This is a genomic window from Arthrobacter sp. UYP4, from assembly GCF_057291175.1.
Map to the genome: position 1 here is coordinate 659,483 of NZ_JBXAVU010000002.1, position 14,547 is coordinate 674,029.

At 70.4% G+C, this 14,547-nt stretch carries 12 protein-coding genes; 7 read left to right on the plus strand and 5 right to left on the minus strand.

All coding sequences use genetic code 11. From position 1 onward, the window contains the following. Positions 1–10: 10 nt before the first annotated feature. Positions 11–574 (minus strand): MarR family winged helix-turn-helix transcriptional regulator, encoded by a 564-nt coding sequence (locus AC0Z9V_RS11695; RefSeq protein ID WP_485141614.1) that lies wholly within the window; start codon positions 572–574, stop codon positions 11–13. Positions 575–917: 343 nt separating this feature from the next. On the opposite strand from AC0Z9V_RS11695, the gene AC0Z9V_RS11700 reads away from it, so the two are divergent. Together AC0Z9V_RS11700 and AC0Z9V_RS11705 are read left to right on the plus strand one after the other, a co-directional pair. Next, on the plus strand, positions 918–3,335 hold the full coding sequence (locus AC0Z9V_RS11700; RefSeq protein WP_485141615.1) for an FdhF/YdeP family oxidoreductase: 2,418 nt from the start codon (positions 918–920) through the stop codon (positions 3,333–3,335). 64 nt (positions 3,336–3,399) lie between these two features. After that, positions 3,400–4,659, plus strand: a complete 1,260-nt coding sequence (locus tag AC0Z9V_RS11705; RefSeq protein ID WP_485141616.1) for an MFS transporter — start codon at positions 3,400–3,402, stop codon at positions 4,657–4,659. Between the two features lie 10 nt (positions 4,660–4,669). Here AC0Z9V_RS11705 and AC0Z9V_RS11710 read toward each other — a convergent pair whose 3' ends face one another. Continuing rightward, a complete protein-coding gene (locus AC0Z9V_RS11710) occupies positions 4,670–4,984 on the minus strand; it encodes a DUF6457 domain-containing protein (protein WP_208740394.1) in 315 nt (104 codons plus the stop codon). Positions 4,985–5,270: 286 nt separating this feature from the next. Between AC0Z9V_RS11710 and AC0Z9V_RS11715 the strand changes: the two genes are divergently transcribed. Continuing rightward, a complete protein-coding gene (locus tag AC0Z9V_RS11715) occupies positions 5,271–7,103 on the plus strand; it encodes an adenylyl cyclase (RefSeq protein ID WP_485141685.1) in 1,833 nt (610 codons plus the stop codon). Positions 7,104–7,282: 179 nt separating this feature from the next. On the opposite strand, the gene AC0Z9V_RS11720 is transcribed toward AC0Z9V_RS11715, so the two are convergent. Both AC0Z9V_RS11720 and AC0Z9V_RS11725 read right to left on the minus strand, forming a co-directional pair. Then, complete coding sequence (locus tag AC0Z9V_RS11720; protein WP_485141617.1) at positions 7,283–8,266, minus strand: LacI family DNA-binding transcriptional regulator; 984 nt, start codon at positions 8,264–8,266, stop codon at positions 7,283–7,285. Then, the gene (locus AC0Z9V_RS11725) at positions 8,244–9,353 is read right to left on the minus strand and encodes an AraC family transcriptional regulator (protein ID WP_485141618.1); all 1,110 of its coding nucleotides are present in this window, start codon (positions 9,351–9,353) and stop codon (positions 8,244–8,246) included. Before AC0Z9V_RS11725 ends, AC0Z9V_RS11720 begins: the two co-directional genes overlap by 23 nt. Positions 9,354–9,423: 70 nt before the next feature. Between AC0Z9V_RS11725 and AC0Z9V_RS11730 the strand changes: the two genes are divergently transcribed. From AC0Z9V_RS11730 to AC0Z9V_RS11745, 4 genes are read left to right on the plus strand one after another with little or no spacing between them, the layout of a single operon-like run. Next, a complete protein-coding gene (locus AC0Z9V_RS11730; protein ID WP_485141619.1) occupies positions 9,424–10,935 on the plus strand; it encodes a flavin-containing monooxygenase in 1,512 nt (503 codons plus the stop codon). Next, positions 10,932–11,783 (plus strand): SDR family NAD(P)-dependent oxidoreductase, encoded by an 852-nt coding sequence (locus AC0Z9V_RS11735; protein WP_485141620.1) that lies wholly within the window; start codon positions 10,932–10,934, stop codon positions 11,781–11,783. Before AC0Z9V_RS11730 ends, AC0Z9V_RS11735 begins: the two co-directional genes overlap by 4 nt. After that, positions 11,780–12,673: an alpha/beta fold hydrolase gene (locus tag AC0Z9V_RS11740; protein ID WP_485141621.1), complete on the plus strand. Its 894-nt coding sequence runs from the start codon at positions 11,780–11,782 to the stop codon at positions 12,671–12,673. Before AC0Z9V_RS11735 ends, AC0Z9V_RS11740 begins: the two co-directional genes overlap by 4 nt. Positions 12,674–12,715: 42 nt before the next feature. Then, on the plus strand, positions 12,716–13,291 hold the full coding sequence (locus AC0Z9V_RS11745; RefSeq protein ID WP_485141622.1) for a dihydrofolate reductase family protein: 576 nt from the start codon (positions 12,716–12,718) through the stop codon (positions 13,289–13,291). 179 nt (positions 13,292–13,470) lie between these two features. Here the strand turns inward: AC0Z9V_RS11745 and AC0Z9V_RS11750 are convergent, their stop codons facing one another. Then, entirely contained in the window at positions 13,471–14,457 is a 987-nt protein-coding gene (locus AC0Z9V_RS11750; protein ID WP_208740139.1) for an alpha/beta hydrolase, read from the minus strand. Positions 14,458–14,547: the final 90 nt, after the last annotated feature.

The following is a 14,547-nucleotide window of genomic DNA, read 5'->3' on the forward strand; positions in this document are numbered from 1 at the left end:
TGGGTGGCCATCAGAGTTCTTCCTTCGGAGTCTCGGACGCGGGGTCCAGGTGGTGACGGCCGTCGTTGCCCGTGCGGTGTGCGGTGGTGCGGAGTGGATCCTGAGGGACGGGGTGTGCCGGCCCGCCAGGGTGCGAGGCTGCGGAGCGGAGGGCGGCCGTGAGGTGACGTACGGACGACGACGCCGCCTCGGCTTCGCTCTCGGTCCAGTCGGAGAGGATCTCCCGCAGTGCCTCGGCCCTGCGCTCATAGGTCTCGGCGAGGTACGTCCGGCCCTCTCCCGACAGCGAGAGCAGGCAGGCCCGCCCGTCCAGCGGGTCCGGGGTGCGGACCACGAAGCCGAACTGCTCGAGGTCCGCGAGCTGCCTGCTCAGCGCGGATGGTCCGATACCGAGCCTGCCCGCGAGCGCCGAGGCGCGCATCGGGCCGCCCTCCCCGATGAAGAACAGGACGCCGGTGTGGGCCGGTCCCAGCTCGGAGTACTTCATGGCGGCAGCCGTCACTCCCCGCAGGGCGCGCTGCAGGTCGAAGATGTTGTGCACCAGCTCTGCGGCCGTGTGCTGCGCTACCGACATGTGGAACTCCTGGCCTCATATACTTCGTTGCTCTAAGTAACTGTACGCCTGCCGTTTCGTTAGGTCAACTAAATAAACACCTCCTGGCCCGTCGCCTTCAACCTCCTTCCCGTCCCAGGAACCGGTGGACCGCGCGTCCACCGTCGTCGCATACTGTGCAGCGGCGGGTCTGCCCGTCCCGCAGCCGCCCGGATCTGCGGACGACGCCGCGTCAAGGAGGCCGGCCGACTGCGCCGGATACTTGCGGTCCCGGCTCGCGCCCTGTTAGGCCTGATACACAAGGGCAGGCCGGACCACCTGTCGAGGAGTGCCCGCCCCCGGGCCACGGAAGAGGACGTTCGCCATGACGCGCAAGGAACCCCGTGTAGAAGAAGTCGACGAGAGCGAGCTGCGGGTCGAGAAGCGGCCGAAGGAGTGGGCGGCCGGTATTCCCGGCGTCTACCACTCCATGAAGCCCGCTCTGGAGCACATGGGCGTGGAGCGCACCCTGAAGACCGTCCTCAAGATGAACCATAAGGACGGGTTCGACTGCCCGAGCTGCGCCTGGCCGGATCCGCACAAGCGCAAGACCTTCGAATTCTGTGAGAACGGCGCCAAGGCCGTCACCTGGGAAGCGACGCCCGTCGTCATCTCCTCCGACTTCTGGTCCGAGCACTCCCTCAGCGACCTGCGTTCGCATTCCGACTACTGGCTGGGTATGCAGGGACGCCTCGTCGAGCCCGTCTACAAGCCGGCCGGCGAGGACCACTACCGCCCGGTCAGCTGGGACGAGGCCTTCGAGATCGTCGGGAACAAGCTGAAGAGCCTCGACTCCCCCGACGAGGCGGCCTTCTACACCAGTGGCCGCACCTCGAACGAGGCGGCGTTCCTGTACCAGCTGTTCGCCCGCGCCTACGGCACCAACAACCTCCCCGACTGCTCCAACATGTGCCACGAGTCCTCCGGCTGGGCCATGGGCCAGACCATCGGTATCGGCAAGGCGACCGTCACGTTCGACGACTACGCGGACGCGGACCTCATCATCGTCATGGGGCAGAACCCGGGCACCAACCACCCGCGCATGCTGACCGAACTGGAGGCCTGCAAGCGCAGCGGCGGGCAGATCGTCGCTGTCAACCCCCTTCCCGAGGCATCGCTCAAGCGCTACAAGAACCCGCAGCTGGTCCGGGGCGTCATCGGCAAGGGCACCGAGATCGCGGACCAGTTCCTCCAGATCCGCCTCGGCGGCGACATGGCACTCCTGCAGGCCGTGTCCAAGCGCGTCTTCGAGGCCGAGGCGAAGAACCCCGGCACGGTTCTGGACCACGCCTTCCTCGAGGAGCACTGCGAGGGCCTGGACGAGCTGCGCGACTACCTGCTGACCCTCGACGAGGCCACCGTCCTCGAAGCCACGGGCCTGCGCACCGAGGAGATCGACGAGCTCGCCGCCCGGTACATCGCCGCCGACAAGGTGATCATCACCTGGGCCATGGGCATCACCCAGCAGAAGAAGGGTGTCGCCACCATCAAGGAGATGATCAACCTCCTGCTGCTGCGCGGCAACATGGGCAAGCCGGGTGCGGGCGCCTCCCCCATCCGCGGCCACAGCAACGTGCAGGGCGACCGCACCATGGGCATCTGGGAGCAGATGCCGCCGGTGTTCATGGACGCGCTCGGCAAGGAGTTCGGCTTCGAGCCGCCCCGGGAACACGGCGCCGACGCCGTGGAGTCGATCCGGCGCATGCGCGACGGCAAGGTCAAGGTGCTCGTGGCGCTCGGCGGGAACCTCGTCGCGGCCATCTCGGACACGCAGGTGGCCGAGAAGGCGTTCGAGAACACCGACATGACCGTGCAGATCTCGATCAAGCTCAACCGCTCGCACCTCGTCACGGGCAAGGAGGCGCTGATCCTGCCGTGCAGGGGCCGCACCGAGATCGACCGCCAGGCCACGGGCGTCCAGTTCGTCTCGGTCGAGGACACCGTGTGCGCGGTGCACCCCTCCTGGGGCAGCGTGGAGCCCGTCTCGGAGAACCTGCTCTCCGAGCCCGCCATCATCAGTCGTCTCGCCCGCGCGACGATCGACGGGAAGATCGACGCCGACTGGGAGGGCTTCGAGAAGGACTACGACCTCATCCGCGAGCACATCGCGCACGTGGTCGAGGGCTGCGAGGACTACAACCGGAAGATCCGGCAGGACGGCGGCTTCATCCTGGCGAACGGTCCGCGCGACTCGCGCACGTTCAACACCCCCACGGGCAAGGCCGTCCTCACCGTCAACGACCTCGAGTACCTCGAGCGACCCGAGGGGACGCTGATCCTGCAGTCCCTGCGCGCTCACGACCAGTGGAACACCACCATCTACGGCAACAACGACCGCTACCGCGGCATCAAGAAGGGCCGGCACGTGGTGTTCATCAATCCCGAGGACATCGCCGAACTCGGCCTCAAGGACGGCCAGAACGTGGACATCCACGGCGTGTACGACGACGGCGTGCAGCGCGTGCTCCGCGCCTACCGCGTCGTCTCGTACCCGACCGCCCGCGGTTGCGCGGCGTCGTACTATCCCGAGGCGAACGTGCTGGTGCCCCTCGAGGAGGTGGCACAGGGCAGCAATACCCCCACGTCGAAGCAGATCATCGTCCGGTTCGAGCCGAGCACGCACACGGCGCCGTCGAAACACGACGCCGAGGCGACGGCCCAGGTGCCCGACGCCGAACCCGACGGTTTCCCGGTCGCCGGAACGGGAGTGCCCGTGAAGGAGGCGGAGGCCGCGAACGCCTAGAGCCCGACGGGACGGCTCCCCGCCAGTAGACTGCTCCGGTCAGCGACCAGGAGGGACGGGCCGGATGGATCAGGAACGGGAGCAGCAGCACGACGAGCAGCGTCGCGTCATCCGCGTCCTCGTCGTCGCGCAGGTCCTGGGCGGCGTGGGCGCCGGGGCGACGCTGTCCCTCGGGGCGCTGCTCGCCGCGGAGACCTCGGGGTCCAGCGCCTGGTCCGGGATGGCGTCCACCATGGCAACGCTCGGTGCCGCGGCCGCAGCCGTGCCCCTCGCATCCCTCGCCCAGCGCAGGGGGCGCCGCGTGTCCCTCTCGACGGGCGCCGTCGTCGCCGGTGCCGGTGCGCTGCTCGCCATCACGGCGGCGTCGCTCTCCCTGTTCCCGCTGCTGCTCGTGGCACTCGTGCTTCTCGGTTCCGGGTCCGCCACGGGACTGCAGGCCCGCTTCGCCGCCACCGACCTCGCGACCGACGCGACGCGCGGCCGCAGCCTCGCCGTCGTGGTGTGGTCCACGACCATCGGAGCCGTCCTCGGGCCGAACCTCTTCGAACCCGGGGAGGCCGTGGCGGGCGTCCTGGGCATACCCCCGCTCAGTGGGGGCTTCGTCTTCTCCGCCGCGGCGCAGGCCGCGGCGGCCGCCGTCTACTCGCTGGGGCTGCGCCCGGATCCGCTCCTGACCGCGCTGCGCCGCCAGGCCGCCGACCGCCCGGCGGGGAGCGCACCCCCGGGGCGACGGCGGGGGCTCGGTGTCCTCGCCCGGAACCCCGCCGCGCGGTATGCGGTTATCAGCATCGCCGTGAGCCACGCAGCCATGGTCTCCCTCATGTCCATGACGCCGGTGCACCTGCACGACCACGGCGCCGGGCTGACGGTCGTGGGACTGACCATCAGCCTCCACGTGGCCGGGATGTACGCCCTCTCGCCGGTCTTCGGCTGGATCGCCGACCGGGCCGGGCACACCCGCGGCATCCTCTGCGGCCAGGTCCTGCTGCTCGCAGCGCTGCTGACCGCGTGGCAGGGCTCCGGCTCCGAGGCGTGGGTGACCGCGAGCCTGGTGCTGCTCGGCCTCGGCTGGTCCGCCTGTGTCGTCTCTGCGTCGGCACTCCTCGCAGGTGCCGTCGACATCACCGAGCGCGCGCCGGTGCAGGGCTCCTCGGACCTCGTCATGAATTTCGCCGGCGCCCTGGGCGGCGCCCTTGCCGGGCCGGCGCTCGTCCTGCTGGGCTACGCGGGCCTCGGCCTGGCAGCCGCCGTCCCGGTCGTCGTCGTGCTGGGGTGGACCCTCACGCGCGCGGCAGGCCGGGACCGGACCACGGTCCCGGCCTGACCGCTCGAGGCTACTGGGCGCTGCCCGTCCAGCCCTGCTCCTCGCGGGTCTCCTCGTCCTTCCGGAGAACGGTCGTCACGGTGTTCGCCGCCTTCTCCACCGCGGCGCTCGCCTCGTCCCGGTTGCGCGTGGTCACGGTGCCGGCGGCATAGCCCACGAGGAAGGCGCTGATGGCCCCGGCGGAGGGCGACACGTGCTGCGAGGACCGCTCGGCCAGCTCGACGATCCGCGGATGGTCCACCTCGAGATCGAGGATCTGCAGGGCCTGGGTCAGGGTCCGGCTCCACTCGCTGAGGGTGCGCTCTTCGTCGTCGGGCGTTGCCATGGTGTCTCCTCGCGTCGGGGGCGGTGCCTGACTGCCGGCCTCCGCCGACAGTGCTCCTCCAAGCTTTAGCACCGGCACGGCAGTCCATCAAGGCACGGCTCGTTGCGGTGTGCCTTGACTTCGCCCGTCTCCGGGGATGTAATTCCCTCATCGTTCGGTGACACGATTCACCAAGCGCATCGCCGATTCCCGGCAGGACCACCTCGACGGAGAGGAACCGTTCAGCATGACACCCCCCACCGCCAGGACCGGGCGAACCCGCCTGGCAGCAGTGCTCGGAGCCACGATGCTCCTGGCCACCGGCGCAGGAGCAACGGCCATCGCAGCTCCCCCGCTCGATCCCGCCGGAACGACGCCGGTCGCCACGAAGAAAGCCCCTCCGACCTCCACTCCGGACTTCGGGCCCAACGTGACGATCTTCGATCCGAGCATGCCGGTCAGCGAGATCCAGGCGGCGGTCGACGCCGTCAACGCCCGGCAGATCGACAACGAGATGGGCACCGAACGCGAGGCGCTCCTGTTCCTGCCCGGCACGTACGGCACCGACACCGAACCGCTGCAGTTCAAGGTCGGCTACTACACCGAGGTGGCCGGCCTCGGGGCATCGCCCTCCGATGTGACCATCAACGGCAAGATCGAGGTCTACAACCGCTGCCTCGAGGACAACGGCACCACCAACTGCATAGCGCTCAACAACTTCTGGCGGACGCTCTCCAACCTGACCCTCGAGGTCAATGGCGCCGGCCAGGACGGCTGCCGGGCCACGGCCAACTTCTGGGCCGTTTCCCAGGCGGTCTCCCTCCGCCGCGTCGACGTCACCGGCGGCACCCTCTCGCTGATGGACTACTGCACCGCCGGTCCCCAGTTCGCGAGCGGCGGCTACCTCGCCGATTCGAAGGCCGGCGACATCGTCAACGGCTCCCAGCAGCAGTGGTTGACGCGCAACAGCGAGATCGGCAGCTGGTCCAACGGCGTCTGGAACCAGGTCTTCGCCGGCACCGAGGGCGCCCCCTCCGACGAGGGCTTCCCCACTCCCCCGTACACCACCGTCGACCGGACGCCGGTCAGTCGCGAGAAGCCGTACCTGTTCGCGGACGGCTCCGGCTCGTACAGCGTCCGCGTACCCGCCGCCCAGCTGGACTCCCGCGGCATCTCGTGGGAGGACGGCCTGACGCCGGGACGCACCATCGCGTTGTCCGACTTCTTCGTGGCCCGTCCGGGCGACTCCGTGCAGGCGATCAACAACGCCCTGGCTCGCGGCAAGCATCTCCTCCTCACTCCCGGCGTCTACGACATCGCGCAGACCATCGCGGTGAAGCGGGCGGACACCGTGGTCCTCGGGCTCGGCCACGCGACCCTGACCGCCGTGGGCGGCGCGACGCCTCTGCGGGTCGCGGACGTGCCCGGCGTCGTCATCGCCGGTGTCACGATCGACGGCGGCACCGTCAACTCCCCCGTCCTGCTGCAGGTCGGGACGAAGAACGGCAACAACGGCGCGAAGCACAGCGACCCCGCCAACCCGACGACGCTGAGCGATGTGTACTTCCGCATCGGTGGCCCGCACGTCGGCAAGGCGGATGTGAGCCTCGAGATCAACAGCGACGACGTGCTGATCGACCACACCTGGGTGTGGCGCGCCGACCACGGCAACGTGGGGTCCTTCGGCTGGGACGTCAGCACGGGGCGCAACGGCGTGATCGTGAACGGCGACGACGTCACGGCCACGGGCCTGTTCGTGGAGCACTACCAGGAGTACAACGTCATCTGGAACGGCGAGAACGGCCGCACGGTCTTCTTCCAGAACGAACTCCCCTACGATCCGCCCAACCAGGCCGCCTGGCAGCACGACGGCGTCCTCGGCTGGGCCGGCTACAAGGTGGCCGACGACGTGAAGCACCACTCCCTGGCGGGCGGTGGTTCGTACATCTTCACCAACGTGGATCCGACCATCCACGCGACGCGTGGCTTCGAGGTGCCGGACACCCCCGGAGTGGTGCTCGACCACGTCCTGACCGTCAACCTCGGTGCAGGCACGATCGACCACGTGGTGAACGACACCGGCGCACCCGTGAGCAACGCGAACACGGGGACGCCGAGCTACGTGGAGCGCTACCCGTAAGGAGGCATTCCTGCGGGTAGCGCGACCGCACGGTGTACAGGAAGGGCCGGAGCATTGCTCCGGCCCTTCCTGCGTGCTGTGTCCGTACGCCTGTGCCTGGGCTCCGGACCGCGCTGCCGTGGCGGTGCACCCGGGCCGCGTTGCCGACCTGCGTGGCACCGGTGCCTCCGACGGCAGTGTCAGGCGGACTCCCGCTCCACGAGGTGCAGTCCGTGACCGGGATGCCCGGGCTTCTCCTCCGAGCCGTCGAGATCGGCCAGCACGAGGGCCGCCAAGTATCGCGCCTGGACCTCGATGGACTGCGAGACCGTCGTGAGCGGAGGCGCCGCGAGGCGTGCAGCCGGGACGTCGTCGACACCCACCACCGCACAGTCGCCGGGACAGGCCAGTCCCTCTGCCCGCAGACCCGCGAGGACCGCGAGCGCGACGTCGTCGTTGTAGGCCGCGACCGCCGTGACACCCTGCTCCCGCCAGGCCCGGACGGCGGTGACGGCAGCGGGCACGTCGAGGGCGACCGGCAGCACGTGCGGGTCCGGGAGTCCCAGTTCCGAGCAGGCGCGCTGCACACCGAGGAGGCGGTCGCGGGCGAAGACCTCGAGCCGGGGATCCGGAGGCCAGGCGTAGCCGATCCGCGCGCCCTGTCGTTCCGCGAGCCGCCGCACCTGCAGCGCACCGATCTCCAGCTGGCTCCGGGACGGCAGGTCCGGTTGGGGCTGGTGCTCCTCGCCGAGGGTCCCGAGCACCTGGATGCCGGCCTGGCGCATGGCGAGGAGGTCGTCCTCGGCGAACGGTGCGAAGCCGATCACCGCACGCGGCGTCACCGCCCGCCAGAGATCGGTGAGGGGGCGGGATCCCCGGCCGTGGTGCACGAGGACCGACAGCCCGCGGCCCGAGAGTCCGTCGGCGAGTTCGTCGAGCAAGGTCTCGATCACCGGACCGACGGGCCAGTCCGGCAGGAGGCACAGCACCAGGTCGCTGCGACCGGTGCGCAGCGCCCGGGCTGCCGCCGACGGGGCGTACCCGAGGCGGATCGCGGTCTCCCGTACGCGGCGGCGGGTCTCGGCCGAGATGTTGACGCCGTCCCGCCCGGTCAGGACGTAGCTGACGGTGGTGCGCGACACCCCGCTCTCGCGGGCGACGTCAGCGCTCGTGATCCCTGCCACCACTCCCCCTCATCACCTGCGTGTCCTGCCTGTCAGTGTAGGTGCGGGCGGTCGGGCTCCGTCGGGGGACGGGCCCGACGCCGGCTGCCCCACCGGAGCGCACCGCGCTCGGCGTTTTGCCGTACCACCGGCGGACACACCGTGTGAGGGCCGACTGCTCGGACAGCCCGACCAGCCCGGCGACCTGCTGCAGCGGCAGGTCCGTGCGCGTCAGGAGGCGCAGCGCGGTGTCCCGCCGGGCGTCGTCGAGCAGCGCCCCGAACGAGGTGCCTTCGGCGGCCAGCCTGCGCTGGAGTGTCCGTGCATGCATCCCCAGGAGCCTGGCCGCGGCATCGATCCCGGCCGGCGAGGTGCCCAGCATGCGGTCGATGGCGTTGCGGACCTGCGGTGCCACGACGCGCCCCGGCTCGGGGAAGTGGGTGCGGAGGTAGTCCAGGGCGATCTCGCGGAGTGTCCCGTCGACGCCTGCGAGCGGCCGGTCGAGCAGGCTCCGCGGGACACGCAACAGCGACGCGGGCTGCCCGAATCGCACCTCGGCGCCGAAGAACTCGGCATAGCGCGCCGCGGACGCCTTCGGCAGGTGCGAGAGGTGCACGGAGTGGAGCCCGTACGGGCCGTCCAGCAGGAAGCGGATCATGCGGTGGGCGAAGGCGAGGATGGCGTCGGTGGCTTGCCGGGGCAGTGTCCCTTCCGAGGACCCGTAGCAGAGGCCCACATCACCGGGGCGCCCCTCCGGGTCGGGCACGATCGTGAAGCGCAGCACGGGACTGTGCAGGAAGAGGAACTGGGATGCGCACTCCAGCGCAGCCCCGACGGTCGGGGAATTCTGGACGGCGACGGCGAGCGGTCCGAGGATGTTGATGTCCTGGTACTCGGAGATGCGCAGTCCGAGGTCCGGGCAGGGCAGCTCACGCGCCGCACCCTCGAGGAGCTTCGCCATCGCGACGTCGGGCACGAGGACGTCGTCGCTGTCGAGCGCCGCGAGCGGCACGCGGTACCTGCCCGCGAGCGCCTCGGCGTCGCCCCCGGACTGCTCCACGACCGCGCGGAAGCCGCGCATGCCGGCGGATCGGATGACGGAGCCCATGTCGTCCAAGGGTAAAGAGGTGTCGTGTGAAGTCAAGCGATCGCGCGTCGACCCCGGAAATAATGGACCTATGGAAACCCCCCTCGAACACCTCGACGTCGTCGTCGTGGGCGCCGGACTCTCGGGTGTCGGCGCCGCCTACCGCATCTCCACCGAGCTGCCGGGCAAGACCTTCGCCGTGCTGGAGGCCCGCAGTGCCATCGGCGGCACCTGGGACCTGTTCCGGTATCCCGGCGTCCGCTCCGACAGCGACATGTTCACCCTCGGCTACCCCTTCCGCCCGTGGACCGAGGCCAAGGCCATCGCCGACGGCTCGTCGATCCTCCGGTACATCCGCGACACCGCGGAGGACCCGCGGATCCGCGAGCGTATCCGTTTCCGCACCAGACTCGTCGGTGCGGCGTGGTCCTCCCAGGACGCCCGGTGGACCCTCGAACTCGAGGTCACGGACGACGACGGCGGCACGGAGCGCAGGCAGCTCACGTGCGGGTTCCTCTACCTGTGCAGCGGCTACTACAACTACGAGCACGGGCACGAGCCGGCCTTCCCCGGCCTGGAATCGTTCGAGGGCGAGGTGGTCCGCCCCCAGTTCTGGCCCGAGGACCTGGACTACGCGGGCAAGCGCGTCGTCGTGATCGGCAGCGGCGCCACCGCCGTCACCCTCGTCCCGTCGATGGCGGACGACGCCGCGCACGTGACGATGCTCCAGCGCTCCCCCACCTACATCACGGCCGTGCCGAGCCGTGACAGGTTCTCCGACGCAGCGCGCCGCCATCTGCCCGCGGGGCTCGCCCACCACGTGGCCCGCGCCAAGAACGTCCTGTTCACGCAGGCCTTCTACCAGCTGTGCCGCCGCCGCCCGGAACTCGCCAAGAAACTCATCCGCACCCAGACGGCGCGCATCCTCGGCGACGAGAGGACCGTGCAGGAGAACTTCACCCCGGCTTACAACCCGTGGGACCAGCGCCTCTGCGTCGCGCCGAGTGCGGATTTCTTCCGATCCCTGAAGTCCGGGAAGGCCTCCGTGGTCACGGACACGATCGACACCTTCACACACCGCGGCATCCGGCTCGCGTCCGGGCAGGAACTCGAGGCCGACGTCGTCGTGACCGCCACCGGGCTGTCGATGCTGCCCCTCGGCGGGGCCACCTTCACCGTCGACGGGCACCCCGTGGACCTCGGCGACTCCTGGGTGTACCGGGGGCTCATGGTGAGCGGGGTCCCGAACCTCGCCCTCTGCGTGGGGTACACCAATGCTTCGTGGACGCTCCGCGCGGACCTCAGCTCGCGCTATGTCTGCCGCCTCATCAAATATCTGGACCGCCGCGGCCACCGGTACGGTGCGCCCGTCACCGACGGCGCGATGACGGCACGGCCGATCCTCGACCTCACCTCCGGATACGTGCAGCGCGCGGTCTCGGCCTTCCCCAAGCAGGGCGACCGGCAGCCGTGGACCATGCGCCAGAACTACCTGCTCGACGCGCCGACCGCACTGCACGGCAATCTCGCGAAGAACATGGTCTTCGATGCTCCCGCACCGCCCGCCGCCCCCGCACCCGAGCTACAGGAGATCCACGCATGAGCCTTCGCCCGTTCCGGTTCGCCGGTGCCACCGCCGTCGTCACCGGGGCCGCCGGCGGGATGGGCGAGCACCTTGCCCGCGGTCTCGCCGAGCGCGGGAGCACCCTGCTCCTCGTCGATCGCGATGCGGCACGGCTCGACGCCGTCGTCTCGTCCCTCCGCGCCACCTACCCGGGCATCCGGGTGACGCCCTTCGTCGCGGACCTCTCCGACCGCGCCGCCGTCGAGGGCCTCGCGGCCGACCTCCTCGCCGCGACCGACGCCGTGGACCTGCTGGTCAACAACGCGGGGGTGGCACTCGCCGGGCGCTTCGACCAGATCAGCATCGCGGACTTCGAATGGGTCATGGCCGTCAACTTCACCGCACCGGTCCTGCTTACGCACCACCTGCTGCCGAGGATCAGCCCGGGCGGCCACATCGTCAACGTCTCGAGCCTGTTCGGCCTCGTGGGACCGAAGGGACAGACCGCCTACTCGTCCAGCAAGTTCGCGCTGCGCGGCTTCACGGAGGCCCTGCGCAACGAGCTCCTGCCGCGCGGCATCGGCACCACGACCGTGCACCCCGGCGGCATCCGGACGGACATCGCACGCAACGCCCGGATCGGCGGGAACCTCGACGAGGCCGAGGTGAAGGCTGCCCGGAACGACTTCGACAAGCTCCTCACCTTCCCCGCGGAACGGGCCGCCGAGCTCATGCTCGAGGCCGTGAAGACCCGCAGGCCCCGCCTGCTGATCGGGTTGAGCGCCAAGGTGCCCGACGTCGTCGCCCGGGTGGCGCCGATGTCCTTCGGCATGCTCGAGCGGCGCGCCTCGCAGCTCGTCCGCCTCGCCCGGACGGTCCGCCGGTGAGCGGGGCACGGGCCGGTCACGCGTCCGGACCGGCGGAATCCCGGCACGACGGCGGCTACCTGCGGGTGGACGGGATCCGCGTCCGCTTCCGGGACGAAGGCGCCCGGGAGAAGCCTCCGGTCCTCCTGCTGCACGGCATCGGCCGCAGCCTCGAGGACTGGGAGGGGCTGTACGGCCGGCTCGCGCCGGACCACCGTGTGATCAGCGTGGACCTGCCGGGCTTCGGGCTGTCCGAGCGCACCCGGGGGCGGTACTCGATGGAATCGATGGCGCGGTTCGTGCTCGCCGCGCTCGACACCCTGGGTGAGCACCGGCCCCTGCACCTGGTCGGCAACTCCCTCGGCGGGGCGGTCGCCATGAAGATCAGCGCACTGGCGCCGCAGCGCGTCCGGAGCCTCGTGCTCGTGAACAGCGCCGGCTTCGGCAGGGAGGTCACGCTCGCACTGCGCATCCTCGCCATCACACCGGTGGGCCGCAGGCTCATGAAGGACAAGTCCCGCAAGGCCGCGTACCGCACCGAACGCGCCCTGTTCTACGACAGGAGGTTCGTGACCGAGGAACGCCTCGACCACGCGCAGGCCGTCGGCGCGAACCCCGGCCACGACGACGTCCTGCTCGCCGTCGCCCGCCACCTCGGCACCCTCAGCGGAGTACGCCGGCGCTGGCGGACCAGGCTGCTCCGCACCGTCGCGGCGCAGCGGAAACCGACGCTCGTGGTCTGGGGCGACGAGGACCGCGTCCTGCCGGCGTCGCACCTGGAGCACGCGCGCACGGTGTTCCCCCACGCGGAGTTCCACCTCTTCGAGAAGTGCGGGCACATGCCGCAGATCGAGCGGGAGGAGGAATTCGACGCCCTCGTGCGGCGGTTCATCCGAGGCGTGGAGGACTAGTCCAGCCGCTCCCCCTCCCCTTACCTCCGCGCAGGGTCCGTGATGAGATGGACCATGACGCGCGTGATCTACTACACGGCCTCGACCATCACCGGCTTCATCGCCGACGAGCACAACTCCCTGGACTGGCTCTTCGCCGTCGAACCGCCCCCTCCGGGCTCCTACGAGCGATTCCTCGGCACCGTCGGGGTGCTGGTGCAGGGCTCGACGACGTACGAGTGGGTCCTCGCCTTCGAGGGGCTCCTCGACGATCCCGGCAGGTGGGGCACACTGTACGGCGAGCGTCCCACCTTCGTCTTCAGCACCAGGGACCTGCCGATCCCGGCGGGCGCGGACGTGCGGCTCGTCGCCGGTGACGTCCGCGCCGTCGTCGACCGGGTGAGGGAGGCCGCTGGTGGGAAGGACATCTGGATCGTCGGCGGCGGCGACCTCGCCGGCCAGTTCCTCACCGCCGGACTGCTCGACGAGATCCAGGTGGCGGTGGCACCCGTCGCGCTGCCGGGAGGCGCACCGGTGCTGCCCCTGCGCGTGGAATCGGACCGCCTCACGCTGCGGTCGGTCGAGCAGCAGGGGCAGTTCGCGTTCCTGACCTACGACGTCGGCCCCGGACCGCAGTAGGGCGGGGAACCCCGTCCAGGACGCCCACTCGTACGCGACACCGCCGGTACGGTTCCTCCCACCGGTCGGAGCCGATGAGTGGGCATACCGTTTCCTGCCCACTGATCGAGCCCGATCAGTGGGCAGGACCGGCGCGGCATGCCCCGCTGGACGGGCAGGATCGGCGCGGCACGCCCCGATCAGCGGTCGGCGGCCACCGACGGGACGTAGGCCCTGTGCCACCGGCCGAGTTCGGCGAAGAACGCGGCACGGGCCGGCTCGGGCGAGAGCGCGAGGTCATGGATACCACCCGCGATTCGCACCAGGGTGACGAGCCGACCGAGCTTGGGGGCACGCCCCGCGATGTGGGCGACATCGAGCACCACGTCGGTCGACGAGATGCGGTCGGGCTCCGTCGTGGGGTTCGAGGTGGCGTCGGAACAGGCGACGAGGACGGGGCAGTCGATGGCGAGCCCGCGGTTGAGCTCTGCATGGCCGCGACGGACGGCACGCAGCCACCCCGCGACGACGGGGAAGCCGCCGTGCGGCTTCCACGCCAGGTCGTACTCCCAGGCCCCGCCGGTCTCCCGGTGCAGGTACCGGCCGTACGCGGAGCCGACCTTCCCGACCACGACGCGCGGCCGCAGCGTACCGATCCGGTGGACCGCCGCGGTTCCGAAGGTGCGCTGGAAGAGGCTCGCGTTGAGGTCGAACCACGGGCTGTTGAGGGCGAGCGCGTCGACGATCCCTCGACCGCGCCGCCGGTGGGCCCACAGGGACGTGACCAGCCCACCGGTCGAGTGCGCCATGACCACGAGGACGTCGTGGCCCTCGTCCTCCCGGATGATGCGCGCCGCCTCGTCGAGCTCCTCGTCGTAGTCCTCGAGGGCTGGAATGTAGTTCGGGGTCTGGTGCGCGCGGAGGGACCGTCCATACTTCCGCAGGTCCAGCGCGTAGAAGTCGAACCCGGCGTCCCGCCAGGCGTCGGCGAGGTCCGTCTGGAAGAAGTAGTCCACGAAGCCGTGGACATAGAGGACGGCCCGCCGGGATCCGCCGGGCACACGGCTGCGGACGAGCGTCGCGACGACCTCCCCCTCGTCGTCGGGCCGCAGCGGCAGCGTCCGCACCTCGTAGCCGGGCCCCAGGACGTCCTCGCGGTACTCGTCCTGGTGCTGTGTCGTCGTCACTGGCGGTCCTCCCTGCCTTCTCCGGGTGAACGGGACCTTTCCTGGCCGGCCCCGGGGCGATCCGCGACGTTCATCCGCCGTCCGATCCCC